Genomic DNA, 17,867 nt, shown 5'->3' with positions numbered 1-17,867 from the left:
TATTAGGCACGCCGCCAGCGTTCGTCCTGAGCCAGGATCAAACTCTCCAAGAAAGTTGATTAGCTCATAAAATAAAACGTTGGCTTCGTTTCATTAGAAACGAATATTATTGTTTGTTGACGTTTTTGTTTGTTTAGTTTTCAAAGAACAATCCATCGCTCAAAAGCGACTTTATAAATATATCATCTGCATTTCGTAATGTCAACAACCTTTTTTAAAAGTTATTTCATTACGTCAGCAGCGACGTTTATTAATATACCAAGATAGTTCATCGTTGTCAACGCAATTTGAAAAAAAGTTATCCTTTTTTTCTGCCCCTCTTACCTCTTCTCATGTATTTTAAACAATCATTCGGTGGCGCAACCCTTCTAAATAAAGTAAAGAGTACTTTATATCGCTCTTCCATAGCATTTTTTACTATATGATCAATTCGTTCGTCCCTTAAATCAAATAATATTTCATCCATTTCTCTTTTAATTAGGTATTCCATTTCCTTTACTTCTTTTTCATTGATGAGAAGCCCAAACATTGAATTACCCCCAGTAAAATTTCTAGTTATTGTAGTTTTTTCCAATTAAGAAAATTTTATAATAAAAATTCTTTAATCATATATTTAAAAAAGCAAGCATAGGTTGAAGACAAGGATGGTATTGGACGAGGTGATCATGATGAATTTCTTTGTTGTACTAAACGGAAAGGCCTTAAAGAGTGTTGTTCTCATTTTAATCGCCGCATTTTTTACTGCATGGTTTCTCTATATGGAGAACCTTGCACAAATACCTGTCTTTTCAACGAAAGAGGGTCCGAAAGCCGTTTATCGCGGTGAAAAAGACCTTGCTCTAACCTTTAATATTGGCTGGGGTGATGAAAAGGCAGAACCTATTCTAGATACATTAAAAAAAGAAAATGTGAAATCAGCTACGTTCTTTTTGTCTGGATCCTGGGCTGAAAGACACCCTGATCTTGTCAGCAGGATTGTCAAAGATGGGTTCGAAATCGGTATTCTCGGGTATGATTATGTGGACTATCGTGATTTAGAGGATGTAAAGATCGGCAAGGATATTGCCAAAGCCCAGGAAGTTTTTGTAAAATTAAATGTGAAGGACATTAAATTATTACGTGCGCCGACAGGGCATTTTGATGAGCGGGCATTAAAAATCGCGAAAAGATATGGATACACCATGGTTCATTGGCGTGTGGATTCAAAGGACTGGACCAATCCTGGGGTTGGCAAGATCGTCGCAAATGTTAAAAAAGCCGAGAAGGGTGATATCGTTCTACTTCACGCTTCTGACTCGGCCAAACAAACCGCTAAAGCCTTGCCGCTTATTCTTCAGGATATTCGTCAAAAAGGCTTAAAGCTCGTCTCCGTTTCTGAGATGATTGCTAACGGAGACGTTCAGTCGAAGTTTATTAATTAAGGTTATTTTCGCAAATATTGTTGTTGTTTTTCGTATAAGTTCATCTACCCGTATAATTAGATGCTTCGTGGCATCTTTTCGTAAAAACATTTGCGAAAATTGCCTACAAACATAGTAAATGCACTTTATTAAGCCCCAAAAACAACATAGTTTACAAAAAGAGCCTCGATTAGACAAAAAACCGTCCATTTTATACGGACGGTTTTTTTGTTAATTTTTTAGGGCTATTTGCTTTTCGTTTAAGTCTTTCCTGTCTTTCCTTTTCTGATTGTGTATTCAATTTATGGAGAATTAACAATTGATAGGCATTACAGGCCATCAATGCAAACATCATCAAAAAAAGCCAGTTTTTAGAGTTTGTCCTTAGAACAGGAACCCACTCTACGATCGTTACCACGACCATAAAGAACAGTGCCGGGATAAATGCCTGCTTATTGGTCTGTTTCATCTTATACCATGCCGCCACTGCACCAATTGCTAAAAGGATTATGGCCGGTACCAAAAAAGGAATTATCGATTGTCCAGATTTTGCAAAATTGTCATAACGCAAATAAACCAAATCAAACAAAGCAAATAAAATTAGGACAACCTGAACAGCATTCCAGAGGGAAACAGATTTAAATATTCCAATTCCAAACCGGTGAATCGTTAAATATGCAAAAAAGCCCATTTGGCTGATAGCACTAAATAAAAACCCCATGACAATAAACCAGATTAACGCCGACAATATATCGCCTATTTGAAATCCAACAAAAAATGGCTGCATTTCATTCCAGCGGACAATCAATCCCACAATAGCCGTCGTAAGCCCGCCAACTACTAAAGTGGTCATAAACAACCTTACCAAATTTCGGCTTGTCACCTTATAAACCTCCAGCGTACAAAATAAATTCCATTATGATTGTACCAATCAACATTTGAAAAATCCATATTTTAAAGTTCCAACGAATAATCTTTCCAAGTTTTCTTCATTATAAAATTAAGGATTCATATGTGAAAGGAGCTTGTAAATGAAAACAAAAAGTATGTTGCTCCTCCTACCCATCATGGTGCTCCTAACGAGCTGTTCTTCTCCTGATACCAGCAGCGGAGGGCAAGTGGATTATGACGAAACAAAAAAAATGGTAGTGGACATTCTTAAAACCGATGATGGCAAGAAAGCAATTGAAGAAGTTATGTCCAAAGATGGCATAAAGGAAAAACTAGTGATGGATCAAAAGGTGGTTTCCGACACCATTTCACAAACCCTGACCTCAGATAAAGCGACTGAATTTTGGAAAAAGACTTTTAGTGACCCGAAATTTGCTCAAGGCGTTGCGAAAAACATGAGATCCGAAAATGAAAAACTATTGAAGGATTTGATGAATGATCCTGAATATAGAGGTATGATGATTGAGGTTTTTAAAGAACCTGAGATTCAAAAAGAAATGGCAGATGCCTTAAAAAGTAAAGAATATCGCGAACATCTCCAAAAAGTCATAACCGAAACAGTAGATAGTCCATTGTTTAAGGCTAAAATTCAAGAGTTACTTCTAAAAGCTGCTGAAGAAGCGAATACTAAAGCTAGCAGTAAAAGCGGGTCATCTGAAAAATCCAGCGGCAATCAAGGTTCCGGCGGTCAAGGCGGCACTTAAATAAGATAAAAAAAGAAGCCTCTTCGTTAAACCGAAGGGGCTTCTTTGACATTATTTTTTTAGAAGGCTTACTACTTTATCGGCAATTTCTAGATAAATCTTTCCGATTTGATGATCTTCTTGGTAGATAGACGGAGCAAAGTCTTCATCATTCCAATCCGGCTGATTAAGAGGCAGGCGGCCAAGAACCTCGGTATTTAATTCCTCAGCAAGCTTATCGCCGCCGCCCTTGCCGAACACATACTCTTTTTCACCGGTTAATTTGCTTTCAAAATATGCCATGTTTTCAATGACCCCAAGGACTTCATGCTCAGTACGAAGAGCCATCGCCCCAGCGCGTGCCGCAACGAAAGCTGCTGTTGGATGTGGAGTGGTTACGATAATTTCTTTACATGCTGGAAGCATCGTGTGAACATCAAGCGCAACATCTCCTGTTCCTGGCGGCAGGTCTAATAGTAAATAATCAATTTCTCCCCACTCTACTTCATTGAAGAAGCTGTTTAACATCTTGCCAAGCATCGGGCCGCGCCAAATGATTGGGGAGTTGTCTTCCACAAAAAAGCCCATAGAAATCACTTGAACGCCAAACCGCTCAACAGGAATAATCTTTTCTCCTCGAACAACAGGGCGCTTCGTAATTCCCATCATATCTGGCACGCTGAAGCCGTATATATCGGCGTCAATTAGTCCTACCTTTTTACCTAGGCGTGCTAAAGCAACAGCAAGGTTGACGGATACTGTTGATTTCCCTACGCCTCCTTTACCGCTGGCAATAGCAATGAACGTAGTCTCGGCTGAATTGAGAAGGTTTTTCTCTTTTTCAGGCTCTGCATTTCGGTGAGCAGCTAAAACTTCTTCCGGCAGTTCGTTAAAGCGAATGCCTACGGTTGCCGCGCCGGCTTCTTTTATTAAATTCACGATTTGTGTTTGCAGCTGCAACTGCTCGCTCGTTCCCGTACGGGCAATCCCCACCTTTACACTCACATGATTTTTTTCTTCTTTAATCTTAATTTCCTCGATTGCATTCAATTCAGCTAAGCTTTTATGTAAAAATGGCTCTTTGAGGCTGCCAATGGCCTCACGGATTCTTGCTTCTGTTAACATTGAGTATACACCTCACCAATTGAATTCATTTCCATCTTTAAGTATATCATACATGTCCAAAGAATCAGTTAATTGAATCACAGGTAAACAATAATCAATGAAAAAAGCCAAAATAAACGGAAGGTGTTTCCCACCTTCCCTTAATCTGTTTCTTTTAATTCTTTTTCATTCGTGAAATAACGGATGATCCCGCGGTATATGGATTCCGCTATTTTCTCCTGATACGATTTCTTTTTCAAGTTTTCCTTTTCTGCTGGATTTGAGAGAAAGCCTACCTCAACCAGCACCCCTGGTTTTTTTGCATTTTTTAAAATATATACCTGGCTTATTGGCTTCGCCTTACGGTTGGTATTCCCTAGATTTTCACGGAGTTCCTCTTGGATAAATTTAGCTGCTTTTGCATTTTCTTTGTGATGCGGAGCATAAAAGGTTTGGGCACCGCTCCATCTTGAGGAAGGAATCGCATTTAAATGGATACTGACAAAAAAGTCATTATCGGAATCATTAATCATTTTTAATCGTTTCTTAAGGTCTTCTACTTTTCTGCGGCTATAACCCTTTGTATCATCATCGGCTAAATCCTTATCTGTATCTCTTGTCATTACCACAAGAGCGCCCTGCTGCTGCAAAAGATCCCTAACTTTTAACGTAATATCTAAGGCAATATCTTTCTCGAGTGTTTTCCCGGTACCTGCACCACCATCTGGACCGCCATGGCCTGGATCAAGTAAGATGATTTTCCCCGATAAAGGAAGATTCCAGGATTTCCATGAGTTATTTTCTGAAAAATCGTGCTGTAAGATGAGGAATAATATCAGTAAACCCACCGAAAAACCGATTATTTTCAATCTGCGCTTTGACAACACCAAATCATTCCTTCCCGCTCGTCCCTGTTCAATAAACTATATGGGACAAGTGGGAAAAATATTACACCTAATGAAGTCTCAGCTTATGACGTCTTTGGCCTTTTTCGTAGCCCTCTCTCCACCAAACATGGATGTATTGTTCACATAAATAATAAAGGGATTCACTCATGGCTCCTTCTTGGCCATTACCCCAGTACAGTAAAAAGTTATATAACGTATCAATTAAATGCTGTTCTTCGCGGAAGCAGCGTACCCTTACGTCTTCCATACTCTCTCCATGGTAGCCAAATTTGCTGAACTTTGCCCCTAATAAAAAAGCTTCAAGGGCGACATCATAGCAGGCTTCCTCTATTCCCGTATTCATGATCATGCTTGAGGCAATATTCGTTGAACCAAAATACTGTTTTACTCTTTCTTTCAGTGTATTAATCGATAAATCCCGCAGGACGGAACGCTCGTATTTTATTTGTTTTTCACGTCGTTTTTCTTTAAAGGTAGTTATTACAGTCACTTCGTTTTCACCTCTTAAAACTATTCTTTATCCCTCGTTCACAAGAAATGCAAAGACGATATTTCCAATTTTTAATTTTTAAAATTAACAACTGGCTATCATCTTGAATATTTTTATAAGGAATATAAAGGAACGGAGGCTAAAATCTTGTGCTGGAAGTAAAAGAATCGAAGTACGGAAGAGGAGTTTTTGCGACCAGGGATATCCAAAAAGGTGAACTCTTAGATGCTTCGCCAATCATTGTCGTCCCTCATGAAGAGTATAAATATTTGAAAAAAACAGTGTTGTCAAACTATGTATTTTGGTGGGGGAAAAATGATAAAGCCCGTGCTGTCGCATTAGGCTATGGTTCGTTATTTAACCATTCTTACACACCAAATGCCAAATATAAATTTAAAAGGAAAAATGATACAATTAATTTTTATGCTTATACCGATATTAAAGCAGGCGAAGAAATATTGGTTAATTATAATGGAGACCCTGATGACCAATCACCCTTATGGTTTGAGGTGTTATAAATGATGATTCCCCCAGATTGGGGGATTTTCTTTTGAATTCATAATCCTTCCACTTAAGGAAAAGATAAATGTAATGCTGTATACGGAGGTGATTCGACTAATGGGTTGGTTTTCAAAAAAACACGAGCAACAAGTTGATAGAGAATCACTAGAACAATACCTGGAGCGTTCCAAGGACTATAAAAAGGTTTCTTATACTAATCAACCAACAAACAACCAGTTTACATTATCATTTATTTCCACTCTCATAGACGAGAGCATCTTACAAAATAATGCTCTCCCATATTTGCTTGAAAAACCATTCGAAAAAATCGAGGACTTAAAAAAACTTGTTGCAATGACGGATGTGCAAATCAGCGATGACCCAAGTGTAATTGAGCAAAAGTTGTTTAATGGCTATGCTCTTTTAACACTTGAATCAGATCAAAAACATTTTGCCTTTCTGGCAGTCCAAAAAGAGATTGTCAGAAGTGTAACAACCCCAGAGGTGGAATTTAGTGTAATCGGTCCAAAAGAAGCCTTTGTCGAATCGATTGATCAAAATGTAAACCTTATTCGCAAACGGCTTCCAGTGAAAGAACTGATTTCGGAAGAACTAACAATTGGATCCCTTTCAAAAACGAAGATTTCCATTCTATACCTAGATGGCATTGTCGACCCTGAAAACGTCAAAACGGTTATAGAGCGGCTGAAGAATATAGAATTTGATGCGATTACGGATAGTTCTTATATTGTTCAACTTATTTGTGATAATAAAAATTCACCTTTCCCGCAGCTTCTCGATTCGGAGCGTCCAGACCGGGTTACGGCCATTTTGGCAGAAGGTAAAATCGCCATATTTGTTGATGGGTCTCCACATGCGTTGATCACTCCGACAACGCTAGTAGAATTTTTTGGTTCTTTTGAGGATTATTTTTTAAATTGGATGTTGTCCTCTTTTTTCCGACTCATCCGGCTTTTCGCTGTTGCCTTTTCTATTTTGATTACACCGGTCTATGTTGCAACATTATCTTACCATTACGAGCTCATCCCAAAAGATTTAATGAATACGTTAGTAACGTCCCGTCGGGAAATTCCGCTCCCTCCAATTTTGGAAGCCCTTTTTCTGGAGCTAACGATTGAATTGCTCCGCGAGGCTGGTGCCCGTCTTCCGACAAAAGTAGGTCAGACAATCGGTATCGTGGGCGGTATCGTGATTGGAACTGCCTCTGTTGAAGCAGGACTAACAAGTAACGTCCTTCTTATTATCGTGGCACTTGCCGCACTTGCATCTTTTACAACACCGGTTTATAAAATGGGCAATGCCATCCGTTTATTGCGGTTTCCATTTTTATTCTTCGCGGAGCTCTGGGGGCTGCTTGGAATTGTTTTTTGTTTTTGTCTCCTAATGACACACTTACTAAGGCTTACTTCCCTTAATAGGCCTTTTTTAGAACCAATCTATCCGCCAAGAGTTACGGACCTAAAGGATTCTCTTATTAGACTACCTTTTAGCAAACAATCCATGAGGCCGCAAACCTTAAGAACCCAAAATCCTGTTCGTTTTTCTCCACCAGGTAAAAAAAGTAAAAAAAGTGATATTGACGAATAGGAGGCTGATATTGAGCAATGGAACAATTAGTGCCTGAAAAAGCAAAAATATCGCCTTTTTTAGTTTTTTTTCTCGTTCACACGATGCAGTTCGGAGTCGGTGTGCTTGGCTATCAGCGAATTATTGCCATGACTGCCGGGTATGATGCATGGATATCTGTCCTTTTTGCTGGGTTAAGCATCCATATTATTGTATGGATGATGTACAAAATTCTTGAAACAACAGAGGGGGATATTATTACCGCTCAATCTTTCGTTTTTGGTAATAAAATTGGCAAACTCTTATCCGTACCATTTGTGATTTATTTTTTACTTATCGCTGATACAATACTGAGGACATATATTGAGGTCATTCAAGTATGGATGTTTCAGGATATGAGTACGTTTTGGTATTCTTTAGCCTTTTGTGTGTTAGCTATCTATATCATTTTCGGAGGATTTAGAACAGTAACAGGCGTGGCATTCTTTGGCGTCGTTCTTCCGGCATATTTACTATTCTCTTTTTTCTTCACTATCCCTTATGCGGATATTAAAAATTTACAGCCGATCTTTGACCATTCCATAAAGGATTTAGTCATGGCGTCCTATCATATGTCCCTTACCTATCTTGGCTATGAGATATTGTTATTTTTTTATCCATATATTAAAGATCCACAAAAATCAAAGAAGTGGGCCCATCTGGGTGTGCTTTTTACCACCTTTCTTTATACATCTCTAACATTGTTAACTTTTGCCTATTTTTCAGAAGGGCAGCTTCAGAAGAGTATTTGGGCCACTTTAACAATGTGGAAAATTGTTGAGATGCCTTTTGTGGAACGGTTTGAATACATTGGAATTGCCAATTGGAATATCGTCATTCTTCCCAATTTTTGCATTGCCCTTTGGTGTGCCAGCAGGATCCTAAAAAGGGTAACAAAAATAAAACAAAAGCATGGCGTCATACTCACATCATTAATAGTTTTAATTACCATTAACCTATTTAAGTCACGTGTTCAAATAAACACCCTTATCGACTATACGGGTAAAATTGCCTTTTATATTAACTATGGCTACATTCCACTGCTCTTTTTTCTTGTGTTGATAGTGAAGAAGGTGAAAAAAAAATGATTAAAAATGTGTTTGTAATTTTAATGGTCTTTACTGTTTTGATAGGATGTGTACAAAAAGAGATTTTGGATGATGTCAATCTAGAATCTGGGAGTGCCTATGATTATGTCGATGGAAAAATAAAAGGCACTGCCTTAGTACCTATCTATTTGCCAAATAAAGAGGTTCAGAATAAAACCTTTTCTGCTTCTTCAAATTTAAGTAGAGACTTTCTAAGGGATGTACAGCGCCAATCATCAGATCCACTAGTCACGGGAAGCCTAAAAGTAGTTCTCTTTGGTGAAAGTCTTGCGAAAGAAAATGGAATTTTAGATTTGATTGATTCGTTTCAGCGGGACCCTAGTATAGGCGCTGGCTTATACCTTGCAACAGCAAAGGGTGAAGCAAAGGATATACTTGAAGGTCAGTACGGAAAAAGAGGAAATGCGATTTATTTATCGAACCTCATACGCCATAATATGAAAAACAAAGATATACCGAAAACAAACCTTCATCGTTTTTTATTTGATTTTAATCAGTTAGGAAAAACACCATATCTTCCAGAATTAAGAAAGATCAGCAAGGATCAGATTGAAATAAGCGGTATTAGCTTTTTTAGATACGGTCATGTTGTCGATACGATTCCCGCTTCGAAAATGTTTTACTTTAAGCTGCTCGTGGACAAATATAGTCGTGGAACGTTAAAGGTCACCCATAAAAAAGAAAGAGCGGCCATTGAAAGCATTCGTTCCAAATACAAAATGCAGCTTTCTACTAGAAAGCCATTTACTGTAAATGTAAAGCTTAAGGTTAATGCTATTTTAAATGAATATTCGGGCAAACGTGTTACCCCTAAGGATATTAAGGAAATCGAAAAAATACTGCAAAAAAATATTGAAAAGGAATGTACCTTATTAACCAATAGGTTTCAGAAAAAAAATATCGATCCCGTCGGTTATGGCCATTTTGTAAAAAGCAAAACAAGAAAATTCAATTTTGAAAAGTGGAAAACAGATTATCCCCATTTAAAAGTAAATATCAAAGCGAATGTAATGATAACGGAATCTGGGGTAATTGAGTAATTAATGATAAAATAAATTTTTGTCGAATTATCACTACAGATTTTGTTGATATTTCCCGGGAATTTGTTGGAATTTGAAAAATAGGGACCCTTTAAAGTCGAAAACAGAAAATTACTGTTATATTGCTAAGCGATACAAAACAAAAAATGCCTTATGTAGGCACTTTTATTTTTGGAATATGGAGAAAAGCCCCCACCATTTTTCTTTTGGTTTTTGTTTTTGTATCGCTTCTTCTAAACGTTTATTAAATTCATTTTGTGAAATCCATTCTTTACTCTGTTCATCTCGCAAATTCTGTATCTCTTTTTGTAAGAATTCACTTTTTTCTTTTTCATGCTGTAGTAACGTTTCGTAATGAGTATTTTGTTGTTCAGATAATTTTTCAATTTTAGTAATGGTCTTTTGAGCTGAATTTGCAATATTTGAACTTATAACATGATGATCCTGCTGGAGACGGGATACATGTGTTTTAAGCTGAGATAAATCGTTCGTTAATTGAGCATTCACTTCGCGTGTGGCTGCAACTTCATTAACTAAAAACATTAAGATTTCTTTTAATTGATTAGGGTCTTGGGGTAAATTTCCGTATGGAATGGAAAGCGCCATCTCAGTTTCAGTAGAATCTTTTATTCTTTCCTTTTGTTGGTTTACAATGTCTTTCGCTGTTTCGTCGAGGGGCTTGTCCGTATCGCGTAACGCTATAAGCACTCCGATGTCAGATTGAACAAAGATTCGACGATCGCCATCTTTCAAAAACTCATAACCATTCCGCTCTAAGATCTGGCCATACTTTCGAACAGTTGGTGTTGCAATTCCTACTTCTTCTGCCGCTTCCTTGGTAGAAAAAGCTCTTTCATTCGGTTGTATATCACGTCGCATATCGGACCTCCTTTATTATTAAATATGACTGTTTTTAAGGTTAATTGCAATATATATCGCCATGCGATACAAAAAACAATTCTTTCTTCCCAAATGCTTTCACAACGTTAATAACCATAAAAAAGACTCCCAGCCATTAGGCAGGGAGTCTTTGATTTTGTGCAAATTAACGCTTTGAGAACTGAGGCGCACGACGAGCACCTTTAAGACCGTATTTCTTACGCTCTTTCATACGTGCATCACGAGTTAATAGTCCAGCGCGCTTTAATGTTGGACGGAATTCAGGGTCAGCTTGTAGTAATGCGCGAGCAATACCGTGGCGGATTGCGCCAGCTTGACCAGTGTATCCACCGCCGCTTACGTTTACAAGAACATCGTAGCTGCCTACTGTTTCAGTAGCTACTAATGGTTGTCTTACAACAACACGTAAAGCTTCAAATGGGATATAATCTTCGATTTCACGACCGTTAACAACAATTTTACCTGTACCTGGAACTAAGCGCACACGTGCGACAGAGCTCTTACGACGACCAGTACCAATATATTGAACTTGTGCCAAGTTAATTCCCTCCCTCTTAATTAACCGCGAAGTTCGTAAACTTCAGGTTTTTGTGCTTGGTGTGGATGTTCTGCACCAGCATATACGTGTAATTTTTTGAACATTTGGCGGCCAAGAGAATTCTTTGGAAGCATGCCTTTAACAGCAAGCTCGATCATTTTCTCAGCATAGTTTGTACGCATTTCAAGAGCCGTTCTTTGCTTTAAACCACCTGGGTGTAAGCTGTGACGGTAGTAGATCTTGTCAGTTAATTTCTTACCAGTTAATTCTACTTTAGAAGCGTTAAGAATGATAACATGATCACCAGTGTCAACATGTGGTGTAAAAGTTGGTTTGTTTTTACCACGTAAGATTGATGCTACTTCAGAAGCAAGACGACCAAGAGTTTTGCCTTCAGCATCAATTACGTACCATTTACGCTCGATATTGTTGGCATTTGCCATAAACGTTGTACGCATGAGTTTCCCTCCTAATTAAATCCGTTAAGTGTTATTATTTTCGCACTGTCAACGCCTTCGCGCGTTCCATTCTGTTCCGGGAATAAACGACCGAGGCCTGACGTGCGCTCAAGTTTCAAAAATCATATATTTTCAATCACGATGAAGACTTTCCGGGGCTTTATCGTGGGATTAAAAACACGCACATGTAATATATTAATCAATCACAGTCAAAATGTCAAGGGAATGTTACACCAGGTTAGGTTGTTTTATTATAAAAAACTTCCCAAAGATACAAACCATGTGCAGGTGCGGTTTTTCCGGCTAGGCACCGGTCTTGGCCAGCTATGATTTCAGCCATATCCGACGGCGAGCGATTACCAGCTCCAACTTCTAGTAATGTCCCTACCAATATCCTAACCATATTATATAAAAAGCCATTCCCTACGAAATGAATCACTAGTAAGTCGCCATCCACTACAAAATCAATGGTTTCTATCGTACGGACTTTGTCTATTACTTCTGTTTTCGAAGCACAAAAACTCGTAAAGTCATGGGTACCAAGCAAGTATTTACTAGCTTGTTTCATGGCATCGACGTCTAATACATATGGATACTGATATGCAAAATTCCGCTGGAACGGGTCCCGTTTAGAAGAAAGATGTATTAGATAACGGTATTCCTTTCCTGCCGCATCAAAACGAGCATGGAAGGACTCGTTCACTTTCTCTACCGAAAGCACCGAAATATCGGACGGCAGCATGGAATTTAACGCCATCTCCCATTTTCTATCCGGAATCGAAAGGGCTGAATCAAAATGAATGACCTGACCTTTTGCGTGAACACCAGCATCCGTTCTGCCTGATCCTGATACCTTTACCGGCACACCCTTATGCATTTTTGCTAAAACAGTTTCTAGCTCTAATTGCACAGTCCGCTTATTTGGCTGAACCTGGTAACCGGAAAAACCCGAGCCATCATAGGATAGGATGCATTTATACCTTTGCATGAATTCGCCCCATTATGAACGTAATAAAAATAATAATACCGATAAAACGACTAAAATCATAAGCTGCAAGGAATCTGCCATATGCCAGCTTAATTGGCGGTATTTCGTCCGTCCTTCGCCGCCGCGATAGCCTCTTGCCTCCATCGCAATAGCAAGCTCTTCTGCCCGCTTAAAGGAACTCACGAATAAAGGGATAAGCAGGGGAATGACTGCTTTGATTCTTTCTTTAAAGGGTCCGCTGGCAAATTCCACGCCACGGGCAATTTGCGCCTTCATAATCTTGTCCGTTTCCTCCATGAGCGTCGGAATAAACCGTAAAGAAATCGACATCATTAACGCCATTTCATGAACAGGAAACCGAACCTTTTTTAATGGATGCAGCAATGTTTCAAGCCCATCTGTAATCTCAATCGGCGTGGTCGTTAAGGTTAATAAGGACGTCATTAAAATTAAGAAGAAGAAGCGTAAGGAAATAAAAATCCCCTGCCGTAAGCCTTCCTCATAAATTTTCACCGGACCTAATTCAAAAATGACTGCGCCTTGTTTTGTAAATAACAGCTGCAGGACTAACGTAAATAAAACAAGCCACAGCACAGGTTTAAGACCACCATATAAAAAGCGAATAGGTATCCTTGATAACCCAAGCATTAAAAACGTATAAATTCCAATAAGTGCATAGGTTACAACGTTATTAGCGAGAAAAATGATACAAACAAATAAAAAAATGAGAATCAATTTTGAACGTGGATCCATCTTGTGAAGGACCGAATCTGCTGGAACATAACGGCCAAAAATCATTTTTTCCATCATGAGCGGACACCTCTGCTTAAAAAGTCAGAAACTGCAGATGATAACTCGTCAATAGAAAGATAAATTCTATCTAATTTCATGCCCATTTTTTCCTCAACCTTTAACTGGAAACGAACCACTTCTGGAACATCCAATCCCATTTGCACTAATTCCACAGGGCTAGAGAAAATCTCCTCTGGTGACCCTTTTTTGGCGACCTTGCCTTGTTGCATAATCACAATTTGGTCGGCATATCGTGCGGCATCCTCCATACTGTGGGTCACAAGGATCGTAGAAAGCCCTCTATCCTGATGAAGTTGATAGAACATATCCATTATTTCTTTTCGGCCGCGAGGATCTAAACCTGCGGTAGGCTCGTCCAAGACAATGACTTCCGGTTCCATCGCCAGTACACCAGCAATGGCTACGCGGCGCATTTGACCGCCTGACAGGTCAAACGGTGACTTTTGTAAAATTTCTTCACTAAGTCCCACTTGTTTTAGCGCAACGCGTGCGCGTCTTTTTGCCTCTTCTTCGGTAACTCCAAAATTAAGCGGCCCAAAAATAATATCTTTTTCAACCGTTTCCTCAAACAATTGATGCTCCGGGAACTGAAAGACAATCCCAACTTTTTGCCGTACTGGTTTGAGATTTTTATTCTTTTGTTTCGCTTTTATTTCATTGTCCCCAATTTTCACCATTCCGTCTGTTGGCTGCAGAAGAGCATTCAAGTGCTGCAGCACAGTAGACTTCCCGGATCCTGTATGACCAATCAGTGCCAAATAGGTCCCGGAAGGAATATCTATTGAAACGTCTTGAATAGCTAATCGTTCAAATGGGGTATTTGCTTGATAACGGTACTCTACATGTGAGAGCGAGATGTCCATAGCTCTTTCACCAACTCTTCTTCCGATAAATAGTGCCTGGATAAATCAATCCCTTTTTGACGGAATGCTTTGCTCATTTTAACTGAGAAGGGAATATCCAGCCCAAGTTGTATCAATTGTTCATCCATCGAAAATATCTCTTCTGGTGAACCTTCTTTAAATACCTCACCTTTATTCATCACGATGATTCTGTCCGCTTTTGCCGCTTCATCTAAATCATGTGTAATCGAGATAACGGTTAGTAACTTTTCTTCTTTTAAACTTCTAACCGTCTCCAACACTTCTTCCCTGCCCTTTGGGTCAAGCATCGAGGTTGCTTCATCTAAAATAATAATCGATGGTCTTAAGGCTAGTACTCCTGCGATTGCCACCCGCTGTTTTTGACCGCCTGATAGATGGTGGGGCTCTTGATATAGAAACTGATCCATTTTAACTTTTTTGAGAGAGTCCTCTACTCTTATGACCATTTCTTCTCTTGGTATTCCGTTATTTTCTAAACCAAAAGCCACATCATCCTGTACAGTTGTCCCAACAAACTGATTATCAGGGTTTTGAAATACCATTCCGATTTTTCTGCGAATATCCCAGATTGATTCTTCGTTCAACTTTACATCGCCAACAGTAATTTCGCCTTCCTTTGGAAACTGCAAGCCATTTAAAAGTTTCGCCATTGTCGATTTCCCCGAACCATTATGCCCGACAATGGCCAGCCATTCCCCTTCAAAAATGTCGAAGGAGACATTCTTAAGGGCATAGCGCTCTTGTGAATCGTATTGAAAAGATACTCCCTTTAGAGATACTATTGACTTTTTCATCAAGCAATCCCCCACTAAGCTAGACTATACTCATCTCTGAAATTCTTTTAAATACAAAAAAAGCCTGCACCTCGACCCAGTTGCAGCACTGCGTTTCAGAAGCTGCAAATAAAGGGATTTCTATAATAGAAATGGGAGGAGGTGCATGAGCTAGACGAGTCGCAAAAAGGAAAAGAGATATCCTTCCGGGAAAAAATCATCGCTCCATTTTAGTGGAGTCACGCTCATCATAACACTCGTTTGGCTTGGTAAAACTATATAGTATTGAATTGCACTTTACAGAAAAAGGGCAAAGAACAAGTTTGTTTGTAAACTGTCCAGCGCCCTTGTTGTCTGTTAAAAGGTATTAAACTAACTCGATAATAACCATTGGCGCACCGTCACCGCGGCGAGGTCCAAGTTTCATAATACGAGTGTATCCACCTTGACGCTCTTGGTAACGTGGAGCGATATCAGCGAAAAGTTTTTGTACTGCATCTTGACCGTTTTCAGCATTAGCAACTTCGTTACGAACGTAAGAAGATGCTTGACGACGAGCATGTAAATCGCCGCGCTTACCTAAAGTGATCATTTTTTCAACTGTCACACGAAGTTCTTTTGCGCGAGTTTCAGTTGTTTCGATGCGCTCGTTGATAATTAAATCTGTAGTTAAATCACGTAGCATAGCTTTACGCTGTGCACTTGTGCGTCCTAACTTTCTGTATGCCATGAAGGGTTCCCTCCTTTGTTGAAGTCATAAAACGGATTATCGTAGCGCTTGACTAGTCGTCTTTGCGCAAGCCTAATCCAAGCTCTTCTAGTTTTGCCTTCACTTCTTCAAGTGATTTACGGCCTAAGTTACGAACTTTCATCATATCTTCTTCAGTCTTATTAGCTAATTCCTGAACAGTGTTGATTCCAGCACGCTTCAAGCAGTTATAAGAACGAACCGAAAGATCAAGTTCCTCAATAGTCATCTCTAGAACCTTTTCTTTTTGGTCTTCTTCTTTTTCAATCATGATTTCAGCATTTTGCGCTTCATCAGTTAAACCAACAAAGATGTTCAAATGCTCGGTCAAAATTTTTGAACCTAGAGCAATCGCTTCTTTTGGCCCAGTGCTTCCATCTGTCCAAACATCAAGCGTAAGCTTATCATAATTTGACATTTGGCCAACACGTGTATTTTCTACCTGGAAAGCCACACGAGCAACAGGCGTATAAATAGAGTCAATTGGAATTACACCAATTGGTTGATCTTCTCTCTTATTCTGATCAGCCGGTGTATAACCACGACCACGTTTAGCTGTTAAACGCATGCGAAGATGGCCATTTGACGCTAATGTTGCAATATGAAGATCTGGATTTAAAATCTCAACATCACTGTCATGGGTAATGTTGCTTGCTTTTACAGGTCCTTCACCTTGCACATCAATTTCAAGTGATTTTTCTTCATCAGAGTAGATTTTTAAAGCTAGCTTTTTAATGTTTAAAATGATGGATGTTACATCCTCTACGACGCCTTCAATTGTTGAGAACTCATGAAGTACCCCATCGATTTGAATCGATGTAACAGCGGCACCTGGGAGTGAAGATAATAGGATACGACGTAAGGAGTTACCCAAAGTAGTACCATATCCGCGCTCAAGTGGTTCTACGACGAACTTGCCATACTTGGCATCATCGTTGATCTCAACCGTTTCGATTTTTGGTTTTTCTATTTCGATCATCCATTAACCCTCCTTCAAAACGTCGAAACTCGATTAGGTAGTCAGCTAACCGAAATTTCCCCCATGTTTACGTTCCCGTTTTGTGCACAACAACTGGAATAAATCTTCTGTATGTTGCCAAATTTTAATATCATATCCCATTATAGACATATGATACAAAATCTATACAGAAAAATTAAACGCGACGACGTTTTGGTGGACGGCATCCATTATGAGGAACAGGTGTAACGTCTTTAATAGCAGTTACTTCAAGACCAGCAGCTTGAAGAGCACGGATAGCAGCTTCACGGCCTGCACCAGGTCCTTTAACAGTAACTTCTAAAGTTTTCATACCATGTTCAATGGATGTCTTAGCTGCAGTTTCAGCTGCCATTTGTGCTGCGAATGGAGTAGATTTACGAGAACCTTTAAATCCAAGCGCACCAGCACTTGACCAAGAAATTGCATTACCATGAACATCAGTGATTGTTACGATCGTGTTGTTGAAAGTTGATCGGATATGAGCAATCCCTGATTCAATATTCTTTTTAACACGACGCTTACGTGTATTAGTTTTACGTGCCATTTAAATAACCTCCTTTGCCGATTACTTCTTCTTGTTCGCAACAGTCTTACGAGGACCTTTGCGTGTACGAGCGTTGTTTTTCGTATTTTGTCCACGAACCGGTAAACCACGACGATGACGTAATCCGCGGTAGCAGCCGATTTCCATTAAACGCTTAATGTTAAGAGAAATTTCACGGCGAAGATCACCTTCGACTTTTAATTTGTCGATGATGTCACGGATTTTGTTTAATTCGTCTTCTGTTAAATCACGTACACGAGTATTTTCAGAAACGCCAGCTTCTGCTAATACCTTTTGTGCAGTATTTTTACCAATACCATAAATGTAAGTTAAAGAGATAACTACACGCTTTTCACGTGGAATATCTACACCAGCAATACGTGCCATAATGAGCGCACCTCCTTCAATG

General features: G+C 39.2%; 22 protein-coding genes. 6 read left to right on the top strand and 16 right to left on the bottom strand.

The window, feature by feature from the left end; genetic code table 11:
• Nucleotides 1-298 precede the first annotated feature (298 nt).
• Nucleotides 299-529, bottom strand: coding sequence for a hypothetical protein (locus PH210_RS26430; protein ID WP_289989330.1), 231 nt, complete (start codon nt 527-529; stop codon nt 299-301).
• A gap of 139 nt (nt 530-668) precedes the next feature.
• Here PH210_RS26430 and pdaB point away from each other — a divergent pair, with 139 nt between their 5' ends.
• Nucleotides 669-1,421, top strand: a complete 753-nt coding sequence (pdaB, locus tag PH210_RS26425) for a polysaccharide deacetylase family sporulation protein PdaB (protein WP_289989329.1) — start codon at nt 669-671, stop codon at nt 1,419-1,421.
• A 190-nt stretch (nt 1,422-1,611) separates the two neighbouring features.
• On the opposite strand, the gene PH210_RS26420 is transcribed toward pdaB, so the two are convergent.
• The gene (locus PH210_RS26420) at nt 1,612-2,283 is read right to left on the bottom strand and encodes a KinB-signaling pathway activation protein (RefSeq protein ID WP_289989328.1); all 672 of its coding nucleotides are present in this window, start codon (nt 2,281-2,283) and stop codon (nt 1,612-1,614) included.
• A gap of 148 nt (nt 2,284-2,431) precedes the next feature.
• Between PH210_RS26420 and gerD the strand changes: the two genes are divergently transcribed.
• Nucleotides 2,432-3,055, top strand: a complete 624-nt coding sequence (gene gerD / locus PH210_RS26415) for a spore germination lipoprotein GerD (RefSeq protein WP_289989327.1) — start codon at nt 2,432-2,434, stop codon at nt 3,053-3,055.
• Nucleotides 3,056-3,106: 51 nt separating this feature from the next.
• Here gerD and salA read toward each other — a convergent pair whose 3' ends face one another.
• From salA to PH210_RS26400, 3 genes are all read right to left on the bottom strand, one after another.
• A complete protein-coding gene (salA, locus tag PH210_RS26410; RefSeq protein ID WP_289989326.1) occupies nt 3,107-4,159 on the bottom strand; it encodes an iron-sulfur carrier protein/transcriptional regulator SalA in 1,053 nt (350 codons plus the stop codon).
• Nucleotides 4,160-4,299: 140 nt separating this feature from the next.
• Nucleotides 4,300-5,022: an N-acetylmuramoyl-L-alanine amidase CwlD gene (gene cwlD / locus PH210_RS26405; RefSeq protein WP_289989325.1), complete on the bottom strand. Its 723-nt coding sequence runs from the start codon at nt 5,020-5,022 to the stop codon at nt 4,300-4,302.
• A gap of 70 nt (nt 5,023-5,092) precedes the next feature.
• On the bottom strand, nt 5,093-5,536 hold the full coding sequence (locus PH210_RS26400; protein ID WP_289989324.1) for a YbaK family protein: 444 nt from the start codon (nt 5,534-5,536) through the stop codon (nt 5,093-5,095).
• A gap of 149 nt (nt 5,537-5,685) precedes the next feature.
• Between PH210_RS26400 and PH210_RS26395 the strand changes: the two genes are divergently transcribed.
• The 4 genes from PH210_RS26395 (at nt 5,686) to PH210_RS26380 (ending at nt 9,812) form a co-directional block, all read left to right on the top strand.
• Nucleotides 5,686-6,054: an SET domain-containing protein gene (locus PH210_RS26395; protein WP_289989323.1), complete on the top strand. Its 369-nt coding sequence runs from the start codon at nt 5,686-5,688 to the stop codon at nt 6,052-6,054.
• A 100-nt stretch (nt 6,055-6,154) separates the two neighbouring features.
• A complete protein-coding gene (locus PH210_RS26390) occupies nt 6,155-7,645 on the top strand; it encodes a spore germination protein (RefSeq protein ID WP_289989322.1) in 1,491 nt (496 codons plus the stop codon).
• Nucleotides 7,646-7,662: 17 nt separating this feature from the next.
• Nucleotides 7,663-8,751: a GerAB/ArcD/ProY family transporter gene (locus tag PH210_RS26385; protein ID WP_289989321.1), complete on the top strand. Its 1,089-nt coding sequence runs from the start codon at nt 7,663-7,665 to the stop codon at nt 8,749-8,751.
• A complete protein-coding gene (locus PH210_RS26380; protein ID WP_289989320.1) occupies nt 8,748-9,812 on the top strand; it encodes a Ger(x)C family spore germination protein in 1,065 nt (354 codons plus the stop codon). Before PH210_RS26385 ends, PH210_RS26380 begins: the two co-directional genes overlap by 4 nt.
• Nucleotides 9,813-9,977: 165 nt before the next feature.
• Here PH210_RS26380 and PH210_RS26375 read toward each other — a convergent pair whose 3' ends face one another.
• From PH210_RS26375 to rpsM, 11 genes are all read right to left on the bottom strand, one after another.
• On the bottom strand, nt 9,978-10,691 hold the full coding sequence (locus PH210_RS26375) for an SH3 domain-containing protein (protein ID WP_289989319.1): 714 nt from the start codon (nt 10,689-10,691) through the stop codon (nt 9,978-9,980).
• A gap of 166 nt (nt 10,692-10,857) precedes the next feature.
• Nucleotides 10,858-11,250, bottom strand: coding sequence for a 30S ribosomal protein S9 (rpsI, locus tag PH210_RS26370; RefSeq protein ID WP_098533175.1), 393 nt, complete (start codon nt 11,248-11,250; stop codon nt 10,858-10,860).
• A gap of 20 nt (nt 11,251-11,270) precedes the next feature.
• On the bottom strand, nt 11,271-11,708 hold the full coding sequence (gene rplM, locus PH210_RS26365; protein ID WP_223595827.1) for a 50S ribosomal protein L13: 438 nt from the start codon (nt 11,706-11,708) through the stop codon (nt 11,271-11,273).
• 238 nt (nt 11,709-11,946) lie between these two features.
• Entirely contained in the window at nt 11,947-12,696 is a 750-nt protein-coding gene (truA, locus tag PH210_RS26360) for a tRNA pseudouridine(38-40) synthase TruA (protein ID WP_289989318.1), read from the bottom strand.
• A 12-nt stretch (nt 12,697-12,708) separates the two neighbouring features.
• Nucleotides 12,709-13,506, bottom strand: a complete 798-nt coding sequence (locus PH210_RS26355) for an energy-coupling factor transporter transmembrane component T family protein (protein ID WP_289989317.1) — start codon at nt 13,504-13,506, stop codon at nt 12,709-12,711.
• Nucleotides 13,503-14,372 carry an energy-coupling factor ABC transporter ATP-binding protein gene (locus tag PH210_RS26350; protein WP_289989316.1) on the bottom strand — a complete coding sequence of 290 codons (870 nt, stop codon included), beginning with the start codon at nt 14,370-14,372 and terminating at the stop codon, nt 13,503-13,505. Before PH210_RS26350 ends, PH210_RS26355 begins: the two co-directional genes overlap by 4 nt.
• Entirely contained in the window at nt 14,348-15,187 is an 840-nt protein-coding gene (locus PH210_RS26345; RefSeq protein WP_289989315.1) for an energy-coupling factor ABC transporter ATP-binding protein, read from the bottom strand. The genes PH210_RS26350 and PH210_RS26345 overlap by 25 nt, the downstream gene beginning before the upstream one ends.
• Before the next feature lie 346 nt (nt 15,188-15,533).
• Nucleotides 15,534-15,896, bottom strand: a complete 363-nt coding sequence (gene rplQ / locus PH210_RS26340; protein ID WP_289989314.1) for a 50S ribosomal protein L17 — start codon at nt 15,894-15,896, stop codon at nt 15,534-15,536.
• A gap of 52 nt (nt 15,897-15,948) precedes the next feature.
• A complete protein-coding gene (locus tag PH210_RS26335; RefSeq protein WP_223595916.1) occupies nt 15,949-16,893 on the bottom strand; it encodes a DNA-directed RNA polymerase subunit alpha in 945 nt (314 codons plus the stop codon).
• 175 nt (nt 16,894-17,068) lie between these two features.
• A complete protein-coding gene (gene rpsK, locus PH210_RS26330; RefSeq protein ID WP_026574109.1) occupies nt 17,069-17,458 on the bottom strand; it encodes a 30S ribosomal protein S11 in 390 nt (129 codons plus the stop codon).
• Nucleotides 17,459-17,479: 21 nt separating this feature from the next.
• A complete protein-coding gene (gene rpsM, locus PH210_RS26325; protein ID WP_166243776.1) occupies nt 17,480-17,845 on the bottom strand; it encodes a 30S ribosomal protein S13 in 366 nt (121 codons plus the stop codon).
• Nucleotides 17,846-17,867 lie beyond the last annotated feature (22 nt).

It is taken from the genome of Paenibacillus sp. BSR1-1 (assembly GCF_030403775.1).
GTDB lineage: Bacteria > Bacillota > Bacilli > Bacillales > Cytobacillaceae > Neobacillus.
This window is presented reverse-complemented; position numbering and strand designations above follow the sequence as displayed.